At 43.3% G+C, this 17,075-nt stretch carries 17 protein-coding genes; 3 read left to right on the top strand and 14 right to left on the bottom strand.

Features of this window, described 5'->3' with window-relative positions:
- Window positions 1-255: 255 nt before the first annotated feature.
- The 8 genes from HMPREF0027_RS12285 to wecA form a co-directional block, all read right to left on the bottom strand.
- A complete protein-coding gene (locus tag HMPREF0027_RS12285; RefSeq protein WP_244261822.1) occupies window positions 256-657 on the bottom strand; it encodes an MATE family efflux transporter in 402 nt (133 codons plus the stop codon).
- A gap of 2 nt (window positions 658-659) precedes the next feature.
- Window positions 660-1,112 carry an MATE family efflux transporter gene (locus HMPREF0027_RS12280; RefSeq protein ID WP_005621262.1) on the bottom strand — a complete coding sequence of 151 codons (453 nt, stop codon included), beginning with the start codon at window positions 1,110-1,112 and terminating at the stop codon, window positions 660-662.
- The gene (gene rffA, locus HMPREF0027_RS00770) at window positions 1,109-2,242 is read right to left on the bottom strand and encodes a dTDP-4-amino-4,6-dideoxygalactose transaminase (RefSeq protein ID WP_005621261.1); all 1,134 of its coding nucleotides are present in this window, start codon (window positions 2,240-2,242) and stop codon (window positions 1,109-1,111) included. The genes HMPREF0027_RS12280 and rffA overlap by 4 nt, the downstream gene beginning before the upstream one ends.
- 14 nt (window positions 2,243-2,256) lie before the next feature.
- Entirely contained in the window at window positions 2,257-2,880 is a 624-nt protein-coding gene (gene rffC, locus HMPREF0027_RS00765) for a dTDP-4-amino-4,6-dideoxy-D-galactose acyltransferase (RefSeq protein ID WP_005621259.1), read from the bottom strand.
- Window positions 2,880-4,148 carry a UDP-N-acetyl-D-mannosamine dehydrogenase gene (gene wecC, locus HMPREF0027_RS00760; protein ID WP_044024197.1) on the bottom strand — a complete coding sequence of 423 codons (1,269 nt, stop codon included), beginning with the start codon at window positions 4,146-4,148 and terminating at the stop codon, window positions 2,880-2,882. The genes rffC and wecC overlap by 1 nt, the downstream gene beginning before the upstream one ends.
- Window positions 4,149-4,215: 67 nt before the next feature.
- Window positions 4,216-5,355, bottom strand: coding sequence for a non-hydrolyzing UDP-N-acetylglucosamine 2-epimerase (wecB, locus tag HMPREF0027_RS00755; protein ID WP_005621256.1), 1,140 nt, complete (start codon window positions 5,353-5,355; stop codon window positions 4,216-4,218).
- Window positions 5,339-6,202 carry a transporter gene (locus HMPREF0027_RS00750; protein ID WP_044024196.1) on the bottom strand — a complete coding sequence of 288 codons (864 nt, stop codon included), beginning with the start codon at window positions 6,200-6,202 and terminating at the stop codon, window positions 5,339-5,341. Before HMPREF0027_RS00750 ends, wecB begins: the two co-directional genes overlap by 17 nt.
- Window positions 6,203-6,275: 73 nt before the next feature.
- Entirely contained in the window at window positions 6,276-7,346 is a 1,071-nt protein-coding gene (gene wecA, locus HMPREF0027_RS00745) for a UDP-N-acetylglucosamine--undecaprenyl-phosphate N-acetylglucosaminephosphotransferase (protein WP_005621252.1), read from the bottom strand.
- 429 nt (window positions 7,347-7,775) lie between these two features.
- Here wecA and hemL point away from each other — a divergent pair, with 429 nt between their 5' ends.
- Window positions 7,776-9,056, top strand: a complete 1,281-nt coding sequence (gene hemL, locus HMPREF0027_RS00740; protein WP_005621250.1) for a glutamate-1-semialdehyde 2,1-aminomutase — start codon at window positions 7,776-7,778, stop codon at window positions 9,054-9,056.
- Window positions 9,057-9,134: 78 nt separating this feature from the next.
- Here the strand turns inward: hemL and nagA are convergent, their stop codons facing one another.
- The 6 genes from nagA to HMPREF0027_RS00710 are packed head-to-tail and all read right to left on the bottom strand — an operon-like array spanning window position 9,135 to window position 14,288.
- The gene (nagA, locus tag HMPREF0027_RS00735; protein ID WP_005621248.1) at window positions 9,135-10,280 is read right to left on the bottom strand and encodes an N-acetylglucosamine-6-phosphate deacetylase; all 1,146 of its coding nucleotides are present in this window, start codon (window positions 10,278-10,280) and stop codon (window positions 9,135-9,137) included.
- 51 nt (window positions 10,281-10,331) lie between these two features.
- Window positions 10,332-11,135, bottom strand: coding sequence for a glucosamine-6-phosphate deaminase (gene nagB / locus HMPREF0027_RS00730; protein WP_005621246.1), 804 nt, complete (start codon window positions 11,133-11,135; stop codon window positions 10,332-10,334).
- A 49-nt stretch (window positions 11,136-11,184) separates the two neighbouring features.
- Window positions 11,185-12,063, bottom strand: coding sequence for an N-acetylneuraminate lyase (gene nanA / locus HMPREF0027_RS00725; RefSeq protein WP_005621244.1), 879 nt, complete (start codon window positions 12,061-12,063; stop codon window positions 11,185-11,187).
- Between the two features lie 22 nt (window positions 12,064-12,085).
- A complete protein-coding gene (locus HMPREF0027_RS00720) occupies window positions 12,086-12,958 on the bottom strand; it encodes an N-acetylmannosamine kinase (RefSeq protein WP_005621243.1) in 873 nt (290 codons plus the stop codon).
- A gap of 9 nt (window positions 12,959-12,967) precedes the next feature.
- Entirely contained in the window at window positions 12,968-13,657 is a 690-nt protein-coding gene (locus tag HMPREF0027_RS00715; RefSeq protein ID WP_005621241.1) for an N-acetylmannosamine-6-phosphate 2-epimerase, read from the bottom strand.
- Between the two features lie 37 nt (window positions 13,658-13,694).
- A complete protein-coding gene (locus tag HMPREF0027_RS00710; RefSeq protein ID WP_044024195.1) occupies window positions 13,695-14,288 on the bottom strand; it encodes an SGNH/GDSL hydrolase family protein in 594 nt (197 codons plus the stop codon).
- A gap of 262 nt (window positions 14,289-14,550) precedes the next feature.
- Between HMPREF0027_RS00710 and menD the strand changes: the two genes are divergently transcribed.
- Window positions 14,551-16,257 carry a 2-succinyl-5-enolpyruvyl-6-hydroxy-3-cyclohexene-1-carboxylic-acid synthase gene (gene menD / locus HMPREF0027_RS00705; RefSeq protein ID WP_005621238.1) on the top strand — a complete coding sequence of 569 codons (1,707 nt, stop codon included), beginning with the start codon at window positions 14,551-14,553 and terminating at the stop codon, window positions 16,255-16,257.
- Window positions 16,257-17,024, top strand: coding sequence for a 2-succinyl-6-hydroxy-2,4-cyclohexadiene-1-carboxylate synthase (gene menH, locus HMPREF0027_RS00700; RefSeq protein WP_005621237.1), 768 nt, complete (start codon window positions 16,257-16,259; stop codon window positions 17,022-17,024). The genes menD and menH overlap by 1 nt, the downstream gene beginning before the upstream one ends.
- Window positions 17,025-17,075 lie beyond the last annotated feature (51 nt).

Raw genomic sequence — 17,075 nt, 5'->3', positions numbered from 1 at the left:
GCCAAAAACTCGGCTGCCGCATATAATTTTAACGATGCCTTAGCCACAATCAAATAGCCGAACACATACGCCATTACTTTAAAGACATCCCCCAGCAACTGCCAGATAAACAACGGCTCCATTGCCAAAAAATCTTCAGTATAAAGCAATAAGATAATCCAATGCTTAAAGGTGAAAATGGTTAAACTCGTCCAAATAACAGAAATACCGACAAATTTAAGCGCTTTAATCAGCTCTTTCTGTAGCGCAGATTTCTCATGTAATTTGGCAAAAGTCGGGCAACAAATAAACCGAAAATACCGCCGTAATAAACTGCAAATAAGCATCCGAAATCTTACTTACGCCTTGCCATAAACCAAGTGCTTCTAACGAATGATGTTCAACTAATAAATCTCGCATTAACACATAAGCAACCGGTAAGGTCACAGCAGTTAGAAAAACCATTACGCTAAATTTCAGTAGCTTCTTTGCATATTCGGCAAAAAATGCAAAATTTCCCCAAAATTTGACCGCTTGTAGCTGTCTACTTAAGAAATAACGTGCTGGTAGAAACATCAGTGCCGGTAATGTCACCAAACCGACTAGCGCCCCTTGATAACCACCGCAATATAAGCCGATAAGAAAAACCACCAGCCCTAACAAAAAACCGATAATCACGCTCAATGCATTTGCTTTGAGTTACGATAGCCTTTTAAAATCGCCAGAAAATAATTACTGTTGGCAATCCCAAACTGCGCAACAGCTGTTGCCATAATCACGTTTTGATAATCTTGCGAATAAAAAAGCCATTGGCTGATCTGTTCGGCAAATAAAAACAAAATCAATGCCAACACACCGGAAAACAACACAATAATGCGATTGGCGGTTGAGAGTAATACGGTTAACTTATCAGACTGATGCTCAAACTCTGCAACATATTTGGTGACACCATTAAAAATACCCGCACCGGCAAAAACACCTAACACGGTAATTAGAGTCATAAAATTAGCAACTTGACCTAAGCCCACCGTACCAAATTGCAACGCAAATAACTTAATCAACAGTAATCCGACGACAATTTTAAACACGGTAGAAACTGCCGTCCAAATTGTTGTTTTACTTAATGACTTCATGGCTGAAAAAATTCCAACACCGCCTCAATCACGAGGCGTAATTCTGCTTCCGACATATTATAAAATAAAGGTAAACGTACTAAACGATCGCTTTCCGTACTGGTGTATTGATCCTCACCGCAAAAGATACCGAACTGACGCCCTGCAGGACTTGAATGCAACGGAATATAGTGGAATACCGCCAAAATATCCTTTTGTTTCATCCATTCGATAAAGGCGCTACGCTCGGTTAAATCTTTAAATTTCAGATAAAACATATGCGCATTATGCTGACATTCCGCCGGTACTTGCGGTAACTGAATGCGTTGCTCTGCCGCAAAAGGCGAAAACGCTTCGAAATACTGTTGCCAAATACTCAAACGGCGCTGATTGATTTGTTCCGCCGCTTCAAGTTGCGCAGCTAAATAAGCCGCTTGTAAATCGGACATCAAAAAGCTCGAGCCGATATCACGCCACGTATATTTATCCACTTGTCCTCGGAAAAATTGGCTGCGATTAGTGCCTTTTTCTCGCACAATCCCCGCACGCTCTACCAGTTCAGTATCATTAATTAAGATCGCCCCGCCTTCGCCGCCTGAGCTGTAATTTTTAGTTTCGTGAAAACTATAACAACCTAAGTGCCCGATTGTACCTAGCGGTTTACCTTTATAGCATGCCATCACGGCTTGCGCTGCGTCTTCCACCACATATAAATTGTGTTTAGCCGCAATCGCCATAATGCTATCCATTTCACAAGCAACACCGGCGTAATGTACCAGCACGATGACTTTTGTACGAGAGGTAATCGCCGCCTCAATTTTCGTTTCATCAATATTCATCGTATCCGGACGAATATCGACAAACATAATTTTTGCCCCACGCAACGCAAACGCATTTGCCGTAGAAACAAAGGTGTAGCTTGGCATAATCACTTCATCGCCCGCTTGAATATTCAGCAAAATTGCCGCCATTTCAAGTGATGCAGTGCATGATGGCGTTAACAACGCTTTAAGTGTACCGAAATGCTGTTCAAACCAGCGTTCGCATTGCTTGGTATAATAGCTATCACCGGATAATTTTCCGCTATTAATCGCATTTTGTAGATAAGCCAATTCACTGCCAATGACCGGCGGTTTATTAAATGGAATCATATTTCATCACGTTATTAAAGATAAAACCAATAGCTTGCCTGCCGGAGCGAAGCGCCTAATTTCTGATACAAACGAATAGCGTTTAAGTTGCTCGTTTGAGTGGCAACCGCTAATGTTTCCGCACCTTGCTGTTGCGCCCAACTGATTGTCGCCTGTAACAATTGACTAGCGATGCCTTGGCGGCGAAATAATGGCGCAACCGCCAGTAAACCGACTCTCGCCTGCTTATCTCGAACACGAATACTAATTCCGCCCTGAATTTGACCGCTTGCCGTTTTTAATACTAAGCAAACGTCATCAAATTCCGCTCGTACCGCATTGCTAATCCAAGTTTGGTAAAAACGTTGATTTTCTTCTGCGGAAAACCACGGTGCTCGAAAGCGGCTCATGGGAAATGCTGTACCAAATAGTGCTTGTAGAGAGACAATATCCGCTTCGGTTGCCAGCTGATAAGCGGTCGTTTTTGGCAAAAAATTTACCAATGACAGACTGAAGTCTAGCTCCCCCTCGACAAACTGAAACCCTTGTTGCTGCAGCAAATGAATCCGTTCCACATCTTCCGCTGCGACTTTGACTTCATAAATCTCTCGTCCGAAAAACTCGGAAAGCCATTGATTCGGTGCAATTTCATGCTGCATTATTTTATCCATACGCCTCTTGTATCGACTAACCAGCGTTGCGGAATTGCTTCGGCCGAAACCGCTTTAAACGGTTGATGATCGACCAATAAAACTAAAATATCCGCCTGCTGCAACGCTTGTTCAAAACTTAACAGCTCGACTTTACCTTGCAATTTTGCCGGCAAGCAAGTGACATTCGGTTCCACCGCAAATATTTTACCGCTGTGCCAATTTGCAAGATTTTCGGTAATTTCTACCGCTGGGCTTTCACGTAAATCATCAATATCCGATTTAAATGCCAAACCCAAACAAGCGATTTTTACCTCGCTCGGTTTAACATTTTTCTCCGTCACACAATCCGCTAATGCCGTTTTCACTTTATCAATCACCCAATGCGGTTTGCTTTCATTCACTTCTCGTGCCGTGCGAATTAAACGCGCCTGTTCCGGTGCTTGCGAGACGATAAACCAAGGGTCAACCGCAATGCAATGCCCGCCAACCCCTGCGCCCGGCTGTAAGATATTTACTCGTGGGTGACGATTCGCCAGCTCAATCAATTCCCAAACACTGATTTGCAATTTATCGCAAATCATCGACAACTCATTGGCAAAAGCGATGTTAACGTCACGGAAGCTATTCTCGGTTAATTTACACATTTCCGCTGTGCGGGCATTAGTTTGAATACATTCACCCTTTACAAAAAGTTGGTATAAATCGACCGCTTGTTGTGCGCATTTAGCACTTAGTCCGCCAATCACGCGATCATTTTGGAACAGTTCCACCATCACTTTGCTCGGTAAAACACGTTCCGGACAATATGCGATACAAATATCGGCAGCCTCTCCGGCTTCATTCGGGAAGCTCAAATCCGGGCGAATTTCTTTCAACCACTGAGCTAATTGTTCGGTCGTGCCAACCGGTGAAGTCGATTCTAAAACAACTAAATTACCTGCAGTTAAATGCGGTGCGATCGCACGCGCGGCGGCTTCAATATAACTCAGATCTGGCTGGTAATGATTTTGGAAAGGGGTAGGAACGGCAATAAGAAAAGCATCGGCAGGTTGAACCGAAACACTTGCAGAAAGTAGGCCTTTTTCGACCGCTTGTTGTACCGCTTGGTCTAAATCCGGTTCAATAATATGAATCTTGCCTTGGTTAATGGTATTAACCGTATCGGCATTAATATCGACCCCTAAAACTCGGCAGCCTGCTGTTGCAAACGCTGCCGCAGTAGGTAGCCCGATGTAACCTAAGCCAATTACTGAAATGGTATTAAAAATTGTCATTTGCTGATTTCCGAAAACCACCGTATAGCTTACAGGTGGTAAAAAAGCTTTGTGGATAGCACAAAGCTTATGAATAGAAAGTTTGTTTAATTGCGGTCACAATACGCAGGCAAGCCTGACCATCCCCATAAGGATTATGCGCTTGCGCCATCGCTTGGTAGGCATTCTTGTCTTGTAACAAGCGTTCTACTTCCGCAATAATTTTTCGGGTATCTGTCCCCACCAAACGTACCGTACCGGCTTTAATCGCTTCCGGACGTTCGGTGGTTTCACGCATCACCAATACCGGTTTGCCTAACGCCGGCGCTTCCTCTTGAATGCCGCCGGAATCGGTTAAAATCAAATAAGCACGATCCATTAGATAGACAAACGGCAAATAATCTTGCGGCTCAATTAAAAAGATATTCTGAATGCCGGCTAACAAACGGCTGACCGGTTCGTGTACATTCGGATTTAAATGTACTGGATAAACAATTTGTACTTCAGGATACTGATTCGCAAGCTCAACCAATGCTTGGCAAATACGCTCAAAACCTTGCCCGAAACTTTCTCGGCGATGCCCAGTCACTAAAATCATTTTTTTAGAATGATCCAAGAACGAGTAACGTTCAGCTAATTGCGTTGCAAGCGGTTGATTATGCCTAATTTTTTGCAAAATACTTAACAGCGCATCAATCACCGTATTACCTGTGACCCAAATAGATTGCTCCGTTTTACGCTCTTGTAATAAGTTAGCTTTCGCTTCTTGGGTTGGCGCAAAATGATAATTAGCAAGTACACTCGTTAAGAGGCGATTGCCCTCTTCCGGAAACGGCGAATACAGATTACCGGTTCTAAGCCCTGCTTCAACGTGTCCAACCGGAATTTGCTGATAATAACAAGCTAATGTTGTAGCAAATGTCGTGGTGGTATCACCATGCACCAACACAATATCCGGACGATACTCTGCAAATACCGCTTGCAGTGCTTGCAAGATTCGCACGGTAATATCGGTGAGGTCTTGTCCGGATTTCATCACATTCAGATCAAAATCAGGTCGAATCTCAAACAGTTCCAATACCTGACCCAGCATTTCTCTGTGTTGTCCGGTGACACACACTTTGGCATTAAATGCCGAATCATCCACCAACATCTTCGCCAGCGGCGCCATCTTGATCGCTTCAGGACGTGTACCAAAAACGGTTAACACATTAATTTGTTTCGCCATTACCTTGCTTTCTGCTCAATAAACCCGAAAAAGAAACCAGCACGATACCGAATAATAATCCACTTAATCCGCCAATCATTAACCAAAGCGATTGATTAGGAGAATGGGGTGAAAGCGGAACATTCGGTGCTTTGACGAAACGGAATGCCACCAATTTATCATCCTGTGGTTGTGCCGAACGCATTAATACTAATTTACCGTTCCAATAATCTTGTGCGGCTATTTGATTGCCTTGTTGCGTTGCACCTAATTTAATTTCCGCTGCGGTCTTCACTTGTTGAAATAAGATTTTCCATTTCGCAATCAATTCCGCATTTAAGGTTTGTTTTGTCTGCTGATTAGCAAAGGCAATAAATTGGCTCAGTAACTGTTGCGCTTCTTCCGGATTGACTGACGATACGCTTAAACGATCTGCCGGTTGACGTTTTGAAGCATTATCAAACACAAACTGGGTTGCCATTTGCTGTGCCATTACCGCAATCGGCTTGTTTTCAAGCTGAACCTTTAATTTCACCGTTTCCGTTTGCGCTAAGAAATTTACTAACACATCGACCGACGTAAGATTTCGTTTAAATTCCTCATACGCCGCCTGTGCCGCAAGTTCTTCCGCTTTTTGTGACACCGCCGGTGCTAAGGAAAGCGCACTTTTATCGTCTTTTAAGACATGGTAAGTGACATTATCACCGCTGTTTAAAAAACTATAAGTCGAATACAGTGCATAGTAATTGCCAAGCTCTAATACTCTCGGCTGATCAAACTGTGCGACCGATTTCCATACTGGTGTTTGTAACTGCGTTAAGCTAAAAGCAGCTCCTACACCGATGGCGGTAGTGAAAATAAGCGTCATAGCGCTTTTACCTAATCTTTTAAAAAGCGCCCGAATTAACTGATTGCTGTTGTTGCATAACAAAACCTTATGATTATTGCTCAAGTTTCAGCTTTCTTTTTGCTCTACGTTTCATTCGGCGAATCAAACGAGTAACACGCCAGGCATGCGTAATTGAGTAAGCATAGATAAAGAACAGCGCAATAAAACCAATAGTCATCACCCACTGATTCCAATAGTAATATTCACCTAGCACGCCGATGGTAGAACAAATTGCCGCACCAAAAGTAATGACTGCTAATGCTTGGCGCGAAGTTAATCCCGCACGCATCATTAAATGGTGTAAGTGTAAGCGGTCCGGTCGAAACGGGCTTTTGCCCTTTTTCAAGCGGCGAATAATTACCGCTACCATATCAATTAGCGGCACGGCAATCAGCCATAAACCGGTAATCGGGCTAATCGTATGCCCTTGACCTTGCGTGCTGAGTAACAGAATCCAAATAATAGTAAAGCCAATCAGAGTACTGCCAGAATCGCCCATAAACACTTTCCATTTCGCGCCGAAGACACTGAGGTTAAACAGCGCATACGGAATCAATACGACAATAATCGCAAAACACCAATAAGCTAAAGTGTATTGCTCGTCCAGCCACATCAGCACACCGATACCGGCAAAACTGGCACTGGAAAGCCCTGCCAATAAGCCGTCAATTCCATCCACCATGTTAAAGGCGTTAATCACCCCGATGGTCACTAACACGGTGAAAATAATACCCAATACACCGAGCTCAATACTAAATGGTGCAATTACCTGACCTAAGCTATCTAACGAAAGCCCGTTATAAATCATCAAACCGGCTAGCGTTGCTTGGATAACCGCACGAATAAACGGGCTAACATCGAGGCGGTCGTCTAATACACCGATAATCAGCAACGAAGTCACCGCCGTTAAATACAACCACGGTAATCGCATATCTTGCCATTCCATAAAATAGAAGGTGAGATTGCCTAAAAATAAAGCAATTCCACCGATTAATGGAATAAGCCCTTGGTGGCGCTTACGATAGTTAGGTTTATCCACCAAACCGATTTTTTCTGCCACAGGGCGCATAAAAACGAGACTGGCGAACGAGACAATAAAAACAGCTATAAAAGTAAGCCACATAAAGGGTTTACTCCCTCAAAACGAATGTACAAAAATGTGTGCAGAATATCATAAAGGGGCTGACTCTCAAATTTTTTTAGGTTATTTGGGCTTTTTTTTATAAAATGGATAAATATAAAGTTTGCTTTATTTGGTTTAATCATAACCTTAGAAAATCAGTTACATATTCTCTCCATTACTTTTCTTTGCTTCGCCAAAGAAAAGTAACCAAAAGAAAGGCGACCCTACTTCACTGCTTATCTTCACTTAGTTGTAATTTGTTTAACGGAACATTTTAGATTCGCTTCGCTCAAGAAAAATGTTCCTACAAATTTCAACACGCTCAGGCCGTTCAGAAGGGAACTCATAGAGGTTATTTTTAAACTATTTTTTGTAAAGCAGAACCTTGTCGCTCAACGCTATTCAGAATTTCAATTTAAGGAATTATTTATGTCTAAATCAGAACAACTGTTTGAAAAAGCTCAGAAAGTTATCCCCGGTGGTGTAAATTCACCGGTGCGTGCATTTAAAGGTGTAGGCGGAGCACCGGTATTTATCCAAAAAGCGGAAGGTGCATATATTACCGATTCGGACGGTAATAAATATATTGATTATGTCGGTTCTTGGGGACCAATGGTATTAGGTCATAATCATCCGGCAATTATTGATGCGGTATTGAAAGCGGTACCGAACGGTTTAAGTTTCGGCGCACCAACCGAAAGCGAAATCACTCTCGCTGAATTGGTCACCAAATTAGTCCCTTCTATCGAATTAGTCCGTATGGTTAGTTCAGGTACGGAAGCAACCATGTCGGCAATTCGTTTAGCACGCGGTTATACCGGTCGTGACAAAATTATCAAATTTGAAGGCTGCTACCACGGACATTCCGATTCGCTATTAGTAAAAGCCGGTTCCGGTGCATTAACCCTAGGTCAGCCAAGCGGCCCAGGTGTACCTGCTGATTTTGCGAAGCACACGCTCACTTGTACTTACAACGATTTAGATTCGGTAAAAACCGCTTTCGAACAATATCCGAATGAAATTGCCTGTTTAATCGTCGAGCCTGTTGCTGGCAATATGAACTGTATTCCGCCGAAAAATGATTTCTTAAAAGGTTTACGTGCTTTATGTGATCAATACGGTGCAGTGTTTATTATCGATGAAGTGATGACCGGTTTCCGTGTCGCATTAGGCGGTGCGCAAACCTATTACGATGTTAAACCGGATTTAACCACTCTCGGGAAAATTATCGGTGGAGGTATGCCGGTTGGTGCATTCGGCGGTAAAAAAGAGATTATGGAATACATTGCACCGACAGGGCCTGTATATCAAGCAGGTACGCTTTCAGGCAACCCGATTGCGATGGCTGCCGGTTTAGCCTGTTTAACCGAACTCTCCAAAGCGGGCAATGAAGAGAAACTTGCCGCACAAACCAAAACATTGACGGAAGGTTTAAAAGCTCTGGCGGCAAAACATAACGTGCCGTTAACCGTACAATATGTCGGTGGTATGTTCGGTTTATTCTTTACCGAACAAGCGGAAATCAATAATTTCCAAGATGTGATGAAATGCGATGCGGCGAAATTCAACCGTTTCTTCCATTTAATGTTAGAACAAGGTGTGTATCTCGCCCCAAGTGCATTTGAAGCAGGCTTTATGTCTCTTGCACATAGCGATGAAGATATTCAAGCGACATTAGCAGCGGCTGACAAAGCGTTTGCAGCACTCTAATCCATAAAACAAGCGGTTAAATTTCAATGTTTTTTTGCAAAACTTTCTCGAAATTTAACCGCTTGTGCTATTCAATTCTTAGCTAAAAGCGTTCCATTCACCGTTGACTGCACAACCAATCACTTCGAAACGGTTGGTAAAAACGGTCAAATTCGCAACTTTGCCCACTTCAATCGAACCTAAACGATCATCAACACCAATCGCTTTCGCCGGATAGTAATTACACATTCTCAGCGTTTCATCTAACGGAATACCGACTTCTTGCACCGCATTTTTAACCGATTCGATCATCGTAATGGATGCACCGCCTAAAGTGCCGTTAGCGTCATAGCATTTGCCATCACGCACATACACCGTAGTACCGACAAAATCAAATTGTTCGATATCCGCACCTGCTGCTGCAGTGGCATCGGTGACGATACAAAGTTTGTCGCCTTTAGCTCGTTTGGCAATTTTGACATTACCAAATTCGACGTGTAAGCCGTCCACAATAATACCGGTATAAACCTCATCGCTGTCTAACACGGCGCCGACAACACCCATTGCACGTCCGGAACTGATCGGCGACATTGCATTGTGTAAATGGGTAGCAAAGGTTGCACCGTTAGCAAACGCTTGTTTTGCTACTTCATAAGTGGCATTTGAATGCCCAACAGACACAATAATGCCACTTTTCACAAACTCAGGAATCGCTTTTGCGGTCGGGTTTTCCGCCGCTAAGGTAAGTTTAGTGATCACATCGGCGTTATCACATAAAAACTGCTGCATTTCGGGGCTGATTTCACGCACATATTCAGCACGGTGTACGCCTTTTTTCTCAAGGCTGAGATAAGGGCCTTCCAAATGCAAGCCGAGCGCTTGGTTTTGATATTTCTGCAAATAATCACGCATCGCCGCAACTACTTGTTTCATCCCCTCATCAGGCGCAGTGATAAAGGTCGGCAAATAACTTGTCGTGCCGGAACGTAAATTGGTTTGCTGCATAATTTCAAAAGTGTGAACTGTCGGTTCACTGTTTACCATTACGCCGCCACAGCCGTTTAACTGTAAATCAATAAAACCGGCGGTGAGATTATGCCCTTGTAAATCAATACATTGGATATCGTTCTCTAATTGTTCTTCACGTACAATCGCTTGAATTTTGTCATTTTCAATAACCACTGCGTGCCCATATAACACATCTTTAGCGGTATAAATTACACTGTTGGCGAAAGCATATTTCATTCTTGTTCTCCAAAGGAAAAGGTCTGTTAATAGTGTAACAGACCTTAAAACTTACAACACGCTTTGAATTGCATTTGCTTCTAGTTGGGTGAAATATTTCACGGTTTTGACTTTGAGTTCTTGGGTTGCCGGTTCATCACACACCACAATTCCCCGTTCATGCAATTGCAGGGCACTAACCGTCCACATATGGTTTACCGCCCCTTCCACACAAGCCTGTAATGCCAACGCTTTATTATGGCCGGTAATCAGTAACATAACTTCTTCCGCATCAAGTAATGTTGCTACCCCAATGGTTAGCGCATATTTCGGTACTTTAGTAACATCATTCTCAAAAAAGCGGGAATTAGCGATTAAGGTATCTTCGGTTAAGGTTTTAATCCGAGTACGTGAACGCAAAGAGGAAGCCGGTTCGTTAAAGGCGATATGACCGTCCACACCAACTCCACCCATAAAAAGATGAATTTTGCCGTATGACTGAATTTTCTGTTCATAACGGCGACATTCCTCATCATGATCCTCGGTATTGCCGTTCAAAATATTGATATTTTGCGGCTGGATATCAATGTGATCAAAGAAGTTACGGTACATAAAGGTATGGTAACTCTGCGAATGTTCCTTAGGTAAGCCGACATATTCGTCCATATTAAACGTAACCACGTGCTGAAAGCTCACTTCGCCGGCTTGGTATAAACGAATCAATTCCTGATAGGTTTGTAGCGGCGTACCGCCGGTCGGTAAACCTAACACAAAAGGATGATCAGCAGTCGGCTGAAATTGATTGATTCGTTCAACAATATGACGAGCAGCCCAACGGCTCACTTGCTCACTGGTTTGTAATGGGATAAGACGCATAATATTTCCTAATTATTGTTGTTATATGTATATGACAAGCGGTCAAATTTTATAAAAATTTTGCATAAAGCGCTTTTGCCACTTCAAGTTGTTTGTCGGTTGCTTTGGCGGTCATCGGCTCACGGCAATAACCGGCTTCTACACCTTGTAATTTAAGTAATTCTTTAATGGTGAGATATAAACCGTTCGCTAAAATGCCTTCAATCAAATCATTGGTCACGTGTTGTACCGCTAACGCTTCCGCCAATTTACCTTGTTTGGTCAATTCAAAAATTTGACGAGCGCGCGGTGCGTTCACGTTGAAGGTCGAACCGATTGCGCCGTCCACACCTAGTGCCACCGCCGGTAACATCATTTCATCAAAACCCGCCCAAATTAAATGGTTCGGATAGGCTTTTTTCAAACGTTCTAATAAGTAGAAATCGCCGGCGGTAAATTTCACCCCTAAAATTTTCGGATTTTTATACAATTCGCCGAACTGCTCTACGCCGATATTCACACCGGTTAAGAACGGAATCGAATAGACGATCATATTGTTGCCGGTTTCCGCAATAATGGTGTCGTAATAATGTTTAATTTCGGCAAAACTAAATTTGTAATAGAACGGTGTCACCGCCGATAAACAGTCATAGCCTAATTCGGTTGCATATTTACCTAATTCGACCGCCTCTTGTAAATTCACGCTACCCACTTGAGCAATCAGGGCAATTTGATCTTTCGCTTCGTCTTTTGCGATACGGAAAATTTCCTTTTTCTCTGCGATGGAAAGCATAAAGTTTTCGCCGGTTGAACCGCCGACATATAAACCGTCCACTTTCATTTTGTCGATATTATGACGAATAATTTGGCGTAAGCCTTGCTCATTAATTGAGCCGTCCTCGTTGAATGCCACGAGTAACGCACTAAAAATACCGGTTAAATTTTTCATATTATGTTCCTTATCAATTCAATTAAAAATGTTGTTCCGCCCATGCTGCCGCACCGATTAAACCGGCATCGCCGCCATATTTCGCCGCTTCCAATTCACAATGATAGAAATGCGGCATTTCGGCTAGATATTGTTGCACGAGCGGTAAGTAACCTTCTGCCAAGCCGACACTCCCGCCGATCACCACTTTTTGCGTATCCAAACCAATGGTTAAATCCGCCACTAAATTGGCAATGGTTTTTGCAGATTTTTCAACTAATTCAACCGCTTGTACTTTGCCGGATCGGAATTGCTCAAACACTTGTTTCGGTGTACAAGGTTGCTCCCATTGGCTTGAAACCGCTTCGATAGCTCGCCCGGAAGCAATCGCTTCCACACACCCTCGGCGACCACAGCCACAGATTGGTCCGTTCGGATCCGCTAAGGTATGCCCGATATGTCCTGCTACGCCATTCGGTTGGGTTAGCAATTTGCCGTTTTGGATAATGCCGCCGCCAACGCCGGTTGAAACGGTAATAAAAACGAAATTTTCGACCGCTTGTTTATCTTGATGTTGATATTCGGCACAAGCAGCCGCTTGCACATCATTGAGTAAGAAAATCGGTTTATCAGTATGACGTGCAATACTTTCTTGCAACGGAAAAAAAGCTAACCCACCTAAATTTTTCGGATTTAATGCAGTTAAAACACCGTTATTGATAATGCCGGTCGAAGCCACCGAAACCGCCTCAAATTGCCCTTGGTATTGTTGCAAAATGTCCGCTAAAGTGTGGTGCATAGCTTCCGCCGCATCTTGTTGTGGTGTACTGATTTGTCGGCGTTGGGAAATTAGCCCATTTTTGACTAACGCTGAAGCAATCTTAGTGCCGCCAATATCTAATGCTAAACAACGCATAAACGCCTCCTAAGCTTTTGCCGTTTTGATTGCATCGGCAAACCAACCGACAATATATTCTAGGCGAGTCAATGCTGAACCGACCGTGACACAATCTGCGCCAATTTCAATCGCGTTTTTTGCCAGTTGCGGGGTATTATAACGCCCTTCCGCCATCACAAAACAACCTGCTGCTTTTAAGTCTTTAACTAACTGATAATCCGGTTCATTCGGTACTTCCCCGCCGGTATAACCCGACATGGTGCTACCGACAATATCAAAACCGAGTTGTTGGCAATATAGCCCTTCTGCCAAGGTCGAACAGTCCGCCATTGCCAAACAACCTAATTCGTGAATACGTTTCAACGCCGCTTCAATCGTGACCGGTCGAATACGATCCGTACCGTCCACTGCAACAATATCCGCACCGGCTGCGGCTAGATCATCAATATCTTGTAAAAACGGCGTGATACGTACCGGGCTATCCGGTAAATCACGTTTTACAATCGCAATGATCGGCGCTGTCACAGTCGGACGCGTTGCCTTTAAATTATCTACCCCTTCAATACGTAACCCTGCCGCCCCACCGATAAGTGAGGCTTGCGCCATTGCGGCGACAATGTCCGGCCTATCCATCGGGCCGTCATCAACCGGCTGACACGAGGCGATTAAACCGTTTCGAATCATATTTAATATTTCCGTACGAGATAACTTTGACATATAAACTCCTTGAGTCTGTTATGCTTTCCAACACACATTACACATAAGCTTCTAATAAGCGGCGTAAGATCGCATAGCCCTGTAAATTGAAGTGCAAACCGTCCGTTGTGAATGCCGCATTGAGGTTTCCATCTGAATCCGCAAATGCGTCAAAGGTTCTAATAAAAGTAAGATTTGCCGGACAATGTTCGCTGAGATAGGCATTAAGCTGCTGAATTTGGCTGTTCGTGACCGTATGAATATGGTGAACAGGCGTGGCTTCCAGCAAGAAATAACGGGTATTTGGCATTGCAAGCTGTTGAATTTGCTGAATAATTTGCAATAGCCAATACATGACTTGGGTTGGAGAATAGTCAGGCTCTTTCACAATATCATTCACGCCTAAGAAGAGAAAAACCTTTTGCCCTAATGAAGTAATACGTTGCGGTTTCGCAATCACATCCAAGTATTGGCGGGTACTCACACCGGAAATGCCTAAATTTGCTACCGACAAACCATTAAGCGTCAGTTCATGTTGCCAATCACTCCACATATCAAATAAAGAATGACCAAGCAAACTGATGTCCGCAATACGTTTAAACTCCGTATTTTTTGCGAGATAACACCGAACAATATCCTCATCTGACAACATTTCTCCAAACCTCATAAGCTTTATGAATAAACACACCATTTATTATATCCATAATAGAGTAATTTTCATTTAGTAAAATAGAAATATGTGAACTACTTCTCATTAATTCTTGAAAAAACATCAAAAAACAATGAAATTAAAGGAACAAAAATGGAATAAAATGCATATATAAGCGGTAATTTTCCACCTATTTTTTACAGATTTTGCTACAATCTTACCATTTAGTGAAAATTCAACCAGTTATTAAGAACAGAGAAGAGATATGACAGTCAGCACCTTTAACCGCTCTTGGGCAAAAGTAATTGTGAATGCCTTATTACGTTATGGCGTGAAACACTTCTGTATCGCACCGGGTTCACGTTCAACACCTTTAACACTCGAAGCGCTTCAGTTGCAACAAGACCAACAAGCACAATGCCACAGCCATTTTGATGAGCGTGGATTAGGCTTTTTTGCCTTAGGTATTGCTAAAGCGACCAATGATCCGGTAGCGATTATTGTCACATCAGGCACAGCGGTGGCAAACCTTTACCCTGCCGTTATCGAAGCCAGTCTCACTCATCATAAATTGATCGTACTTTCTGCTGATCGCCCACCGGAATTAATCGGCTGCGGTGCAAATCAAGCGATTCCACAACAAGGTATTTTTGCTAATTATCCGATTGCGAGCGTTAATTTACCGAAACCGGCGGAACACTATAACGCAAGCTGGTTAGTCGCAACTATCGAGCAAGCCTGTGTCACGCAAAGCCAACAAGGCGGTGTGGTACATATCAATGCACCGTTTGCCGAGCCGTTATATGAAGCGAACGAAAATGCAATTAGCACACACCCGTGGTTAAAGCCGATTCAAAGCCGGTTAATCAATTCACAAACGAAATGGATTAACAGCCAAACGATTCAAAGCGAAGTGTCAATGCACGAGAATTGGGATTACTGGCGTACCAAACGTGGTGTAATTGTGGTCGGTAAATTACCGGTTGAGCAAGGTATTGGCATTAAAGCTTGGGCAGAAACGCTTGGTTGGTGTTTACTTACCGATGTGCAATCTTGTGTAGATGCAAGTTTACCGTATGCGGATATTTGGTTGTCGAACAATACAGTTCACCAACGCTTGTTACAAGCGGATATCGTGATTCAATTCGGTAGCCAAATCGTGAGTAAAAGGGTGAATAAATTCCTTGAAGAATTTAAAGGCGAGTTTTGGCAAGTGGATGAATACAGCAATTACCTCAATCCGTTTGCGCATCATCAAACCCGCTTTGTGGCAAAAGCGCACCACTTTTTACGCGTACATCCGCCGCTTCGCCAAAAACCGTGGTTATTAGAGCCGCTGGCACTTTCACAATTCTGTGCCGGTTTTATTGAGCAACAAGTCGGTGGCAGCCTAAACGAAGCTTCATTAGCACATCATATCGAAGAAGTATTGGCAACTAACGGTAATTTATTTATCGGTAACAGTCTCTTCGTGCGCTTAGTCGATGCACTATGCAAATTACCTGAAGGTTATCCGGTTTATACCAACCGTGGCGCAAGCGGCATTGACGGTTTAATCGCAACCATGGCGGGTGTAGCAAAAGGTAGTGGTCAACCAACTGTCGGTGTGCTCGGAGATATTTCTGCATTACACGATTTGAACTCTATCGCCTTACTCAACAAAATCAATCACCCTTGCATTTTGTTTGTGATTAATAATAGCGGCGGTGCCATTTTCGATATGTTACCGGTGGAGGCGAGAGCCAAAGAACAATTCTACCGCTTATCGCATAACTACGAATTTGCATCAATTGCAACCATGTTTGGCATTGAATATATCCGCCCGTTCACTTGGGCTGATCTGAAAGCAAAACTCAAACTCGCTTACGGACGTAAAGGCGTGACTATCGTTGAAATTAAAGTGAATGATCAAGACGGTAGCAACCTGTACAAATCATTAATCAAACAAATCTCGCAAGCGGAAATTGCCTAATGCTCCACGCAACATGGCACAGTGAAACGGGTACACCGGTGGTTTTTCTGCATGGTTTACTCGGTTCACAACAAGATTGGCAAGCGGTGTTAGACCGCTTGCAAAATTTTCCGCAAATTCGACTGCTTACCATTGATCTCCCCTTACACGGCACAAGCGAACATATCGCCTGCCACGGCTTTACTCACGCCAGAGAACTCATTCATCAAACTATTTTGCAATATATCGGTAATCAGCCTTTTTATTTGGTCGGCTATTCGCTAGGTGGACGTTTAGCGTTGGACTATGCGCTCAATGCCAATAATCCTCATCTCAAACATACGATTCTTGAAGGGGCGAATATCGGCTTAACGACAAATACGGAACGCCAAGCACGTTGGCAAAACGATCATCAATGGGCAGAACGTTTCCGCCACGAGCCGATGGTGGAAGTATTAAATGATTGGTACCAACAAGCCGTTTTTGCCAATTTAGACCAACACAAGCGGTCAAATTTAATCAAAAAAAGACAAAACAACAGCGGCTTAGCCATCGCCACGATGCTTGAAGCAACTAGCTTGGCAAAACAGCCGTCTTACGCCCAACGCTTACAACAAACCACCACGTCACCAATCACATTTTTTATCGGCGAGTACGATCAAAAATTCCGAAATATGGCGCAGCAAAATCAGCTCACTTACGAAGTGATTCCGCAAGCGGGACATAATACTCATTATGAAAACTCACTGTTTTTTACCAAGGCTCTACTAAAACTTATTACAAACTAAAAAAGCTATCCCTTTGATCTGCCCCCCAAAAGTTGGACTAGCCTCTAACTG

The organism is Actinobacillus ureae ATCC 25976 (assembly GCF_000188255.1).
GTDB lineage: Bacteria > Pseudomonadota > Gammaproteobacteria > Enterobacterales > Pasteurellaceae > Actinobacillus > Actinobacillus ureae.
Note: the sequence above shows the minus strand (reverse complement) of the source record. Positions and strands in the feature narration are given on the sequence as shown.

Bases quoted from the DNA above. Each gene is read 5' to 3' on its own strand.
- HMPREF0027_RS00710 (WP_044024195.1), bottom strand. From the start codon at position 14,288: ATGTTGTCAGATGAGGATATTGTTCGGTGTTATCTCGCAAAAAATACG.
- HMPREF0027_RS00715 (WP_005621241.1), bottom strand. From the start codon at position 13,657: ATGTCAAAGTTATCTCGTACGGAAATATTAAATATGATTCGAAACGGT.
- wecC (WP_044024197.1), bottom strand. From the start codon at position 4,148: ATGACAATTTTTAATACCATTTCAGTAATTGGCTTAGGTTACATCGGG.
- nagA (WP_005621248.1), bottom strand. From the start codon at position 10,280: ATGAAATATGCTTTCGCCAACAGTGTAATTTATACCGCTAAAGATGTG.
- wecA (WP_005621252.1), bottom strand. From the start codon at position 7,346: ATGTGGCTTACTTTTATAGCTGTTTTTATTGTCTCGTTCGCCAGTCTC.
- hemL (WP_005621250.1), top strand. From the start codon at position 7,776: ATGTCTAAATCAGAACAACTGTTTGAAAAAGCTCAGAAAGTTATCCCC.
- rffA (WP_005621261.1), bottom strand. From the start codon at position 2,242: ATGATTCCATTTAATAAACCGCCGGTCATTGGCAGTGAATTGGCTTAT.
- HMPREF0027_RS12280 (WP_005621262.1), bottom strand. From the start codon at position 1,112: ATGAAGTCATTAAGTAAAACAACAATTTGGACGGCAGTTTCTACCGTG.
- menH (WP_005621237.1), top strand. From the start codon at position 16,257: ATGCTCCACGCAACATGGCACAGTGAAACGGGTACACCGGTGGTTTTT.
- nanA (WP_005621244.1), bottom strand. From the start codon at position 12,063: ATGAAAAATTTAACCGGTATTTTTAGTGCGTTACTCGTGGCATTCAAC.
- wecB (WP_005621256.1), bottom strand. From the start codon at position 5,355: ATGGCGAAACAAATTAATGTGTTAACCGTTTTTGGTACACGTCCTGAA.
- HMPREF0027_RS00720 (WP_005621243.1), bottom strand. From the start codon at position 12,958: ATGCGTTGTTTAGCATTAGATATTGGCGGCACTAAGATTGCTTCAGCG.
- nagB (WP_005621246.1), bottom strand. From the start codon at position 11,135: ATGCGTCTTATCCCATTACAAACCAGTGAGCAAGTGAGCCGTTGGGCT.
- rffC (WP_005621259.1), bottom strand. From the start codon at position 2,880: ATGCAGCATGAAATTGCACCGAATCAATGGCTTTCCGAGTTTTTCGGA.
- menD (WP_005621238.1), top strand. From the start codon at position 14,551: ATGACAGTCAGCACCTTTAACCGCTCTTGGGCAAAAGTAATTGTGAAT.
- HMPREF0027_RS00750 (WP_044024196.1), bottom strand. From the start codon at position 6,202: ATGACGCTTATTTTCACTACCGCCATCGGTGTAGGAGCTGCTTTTAGC.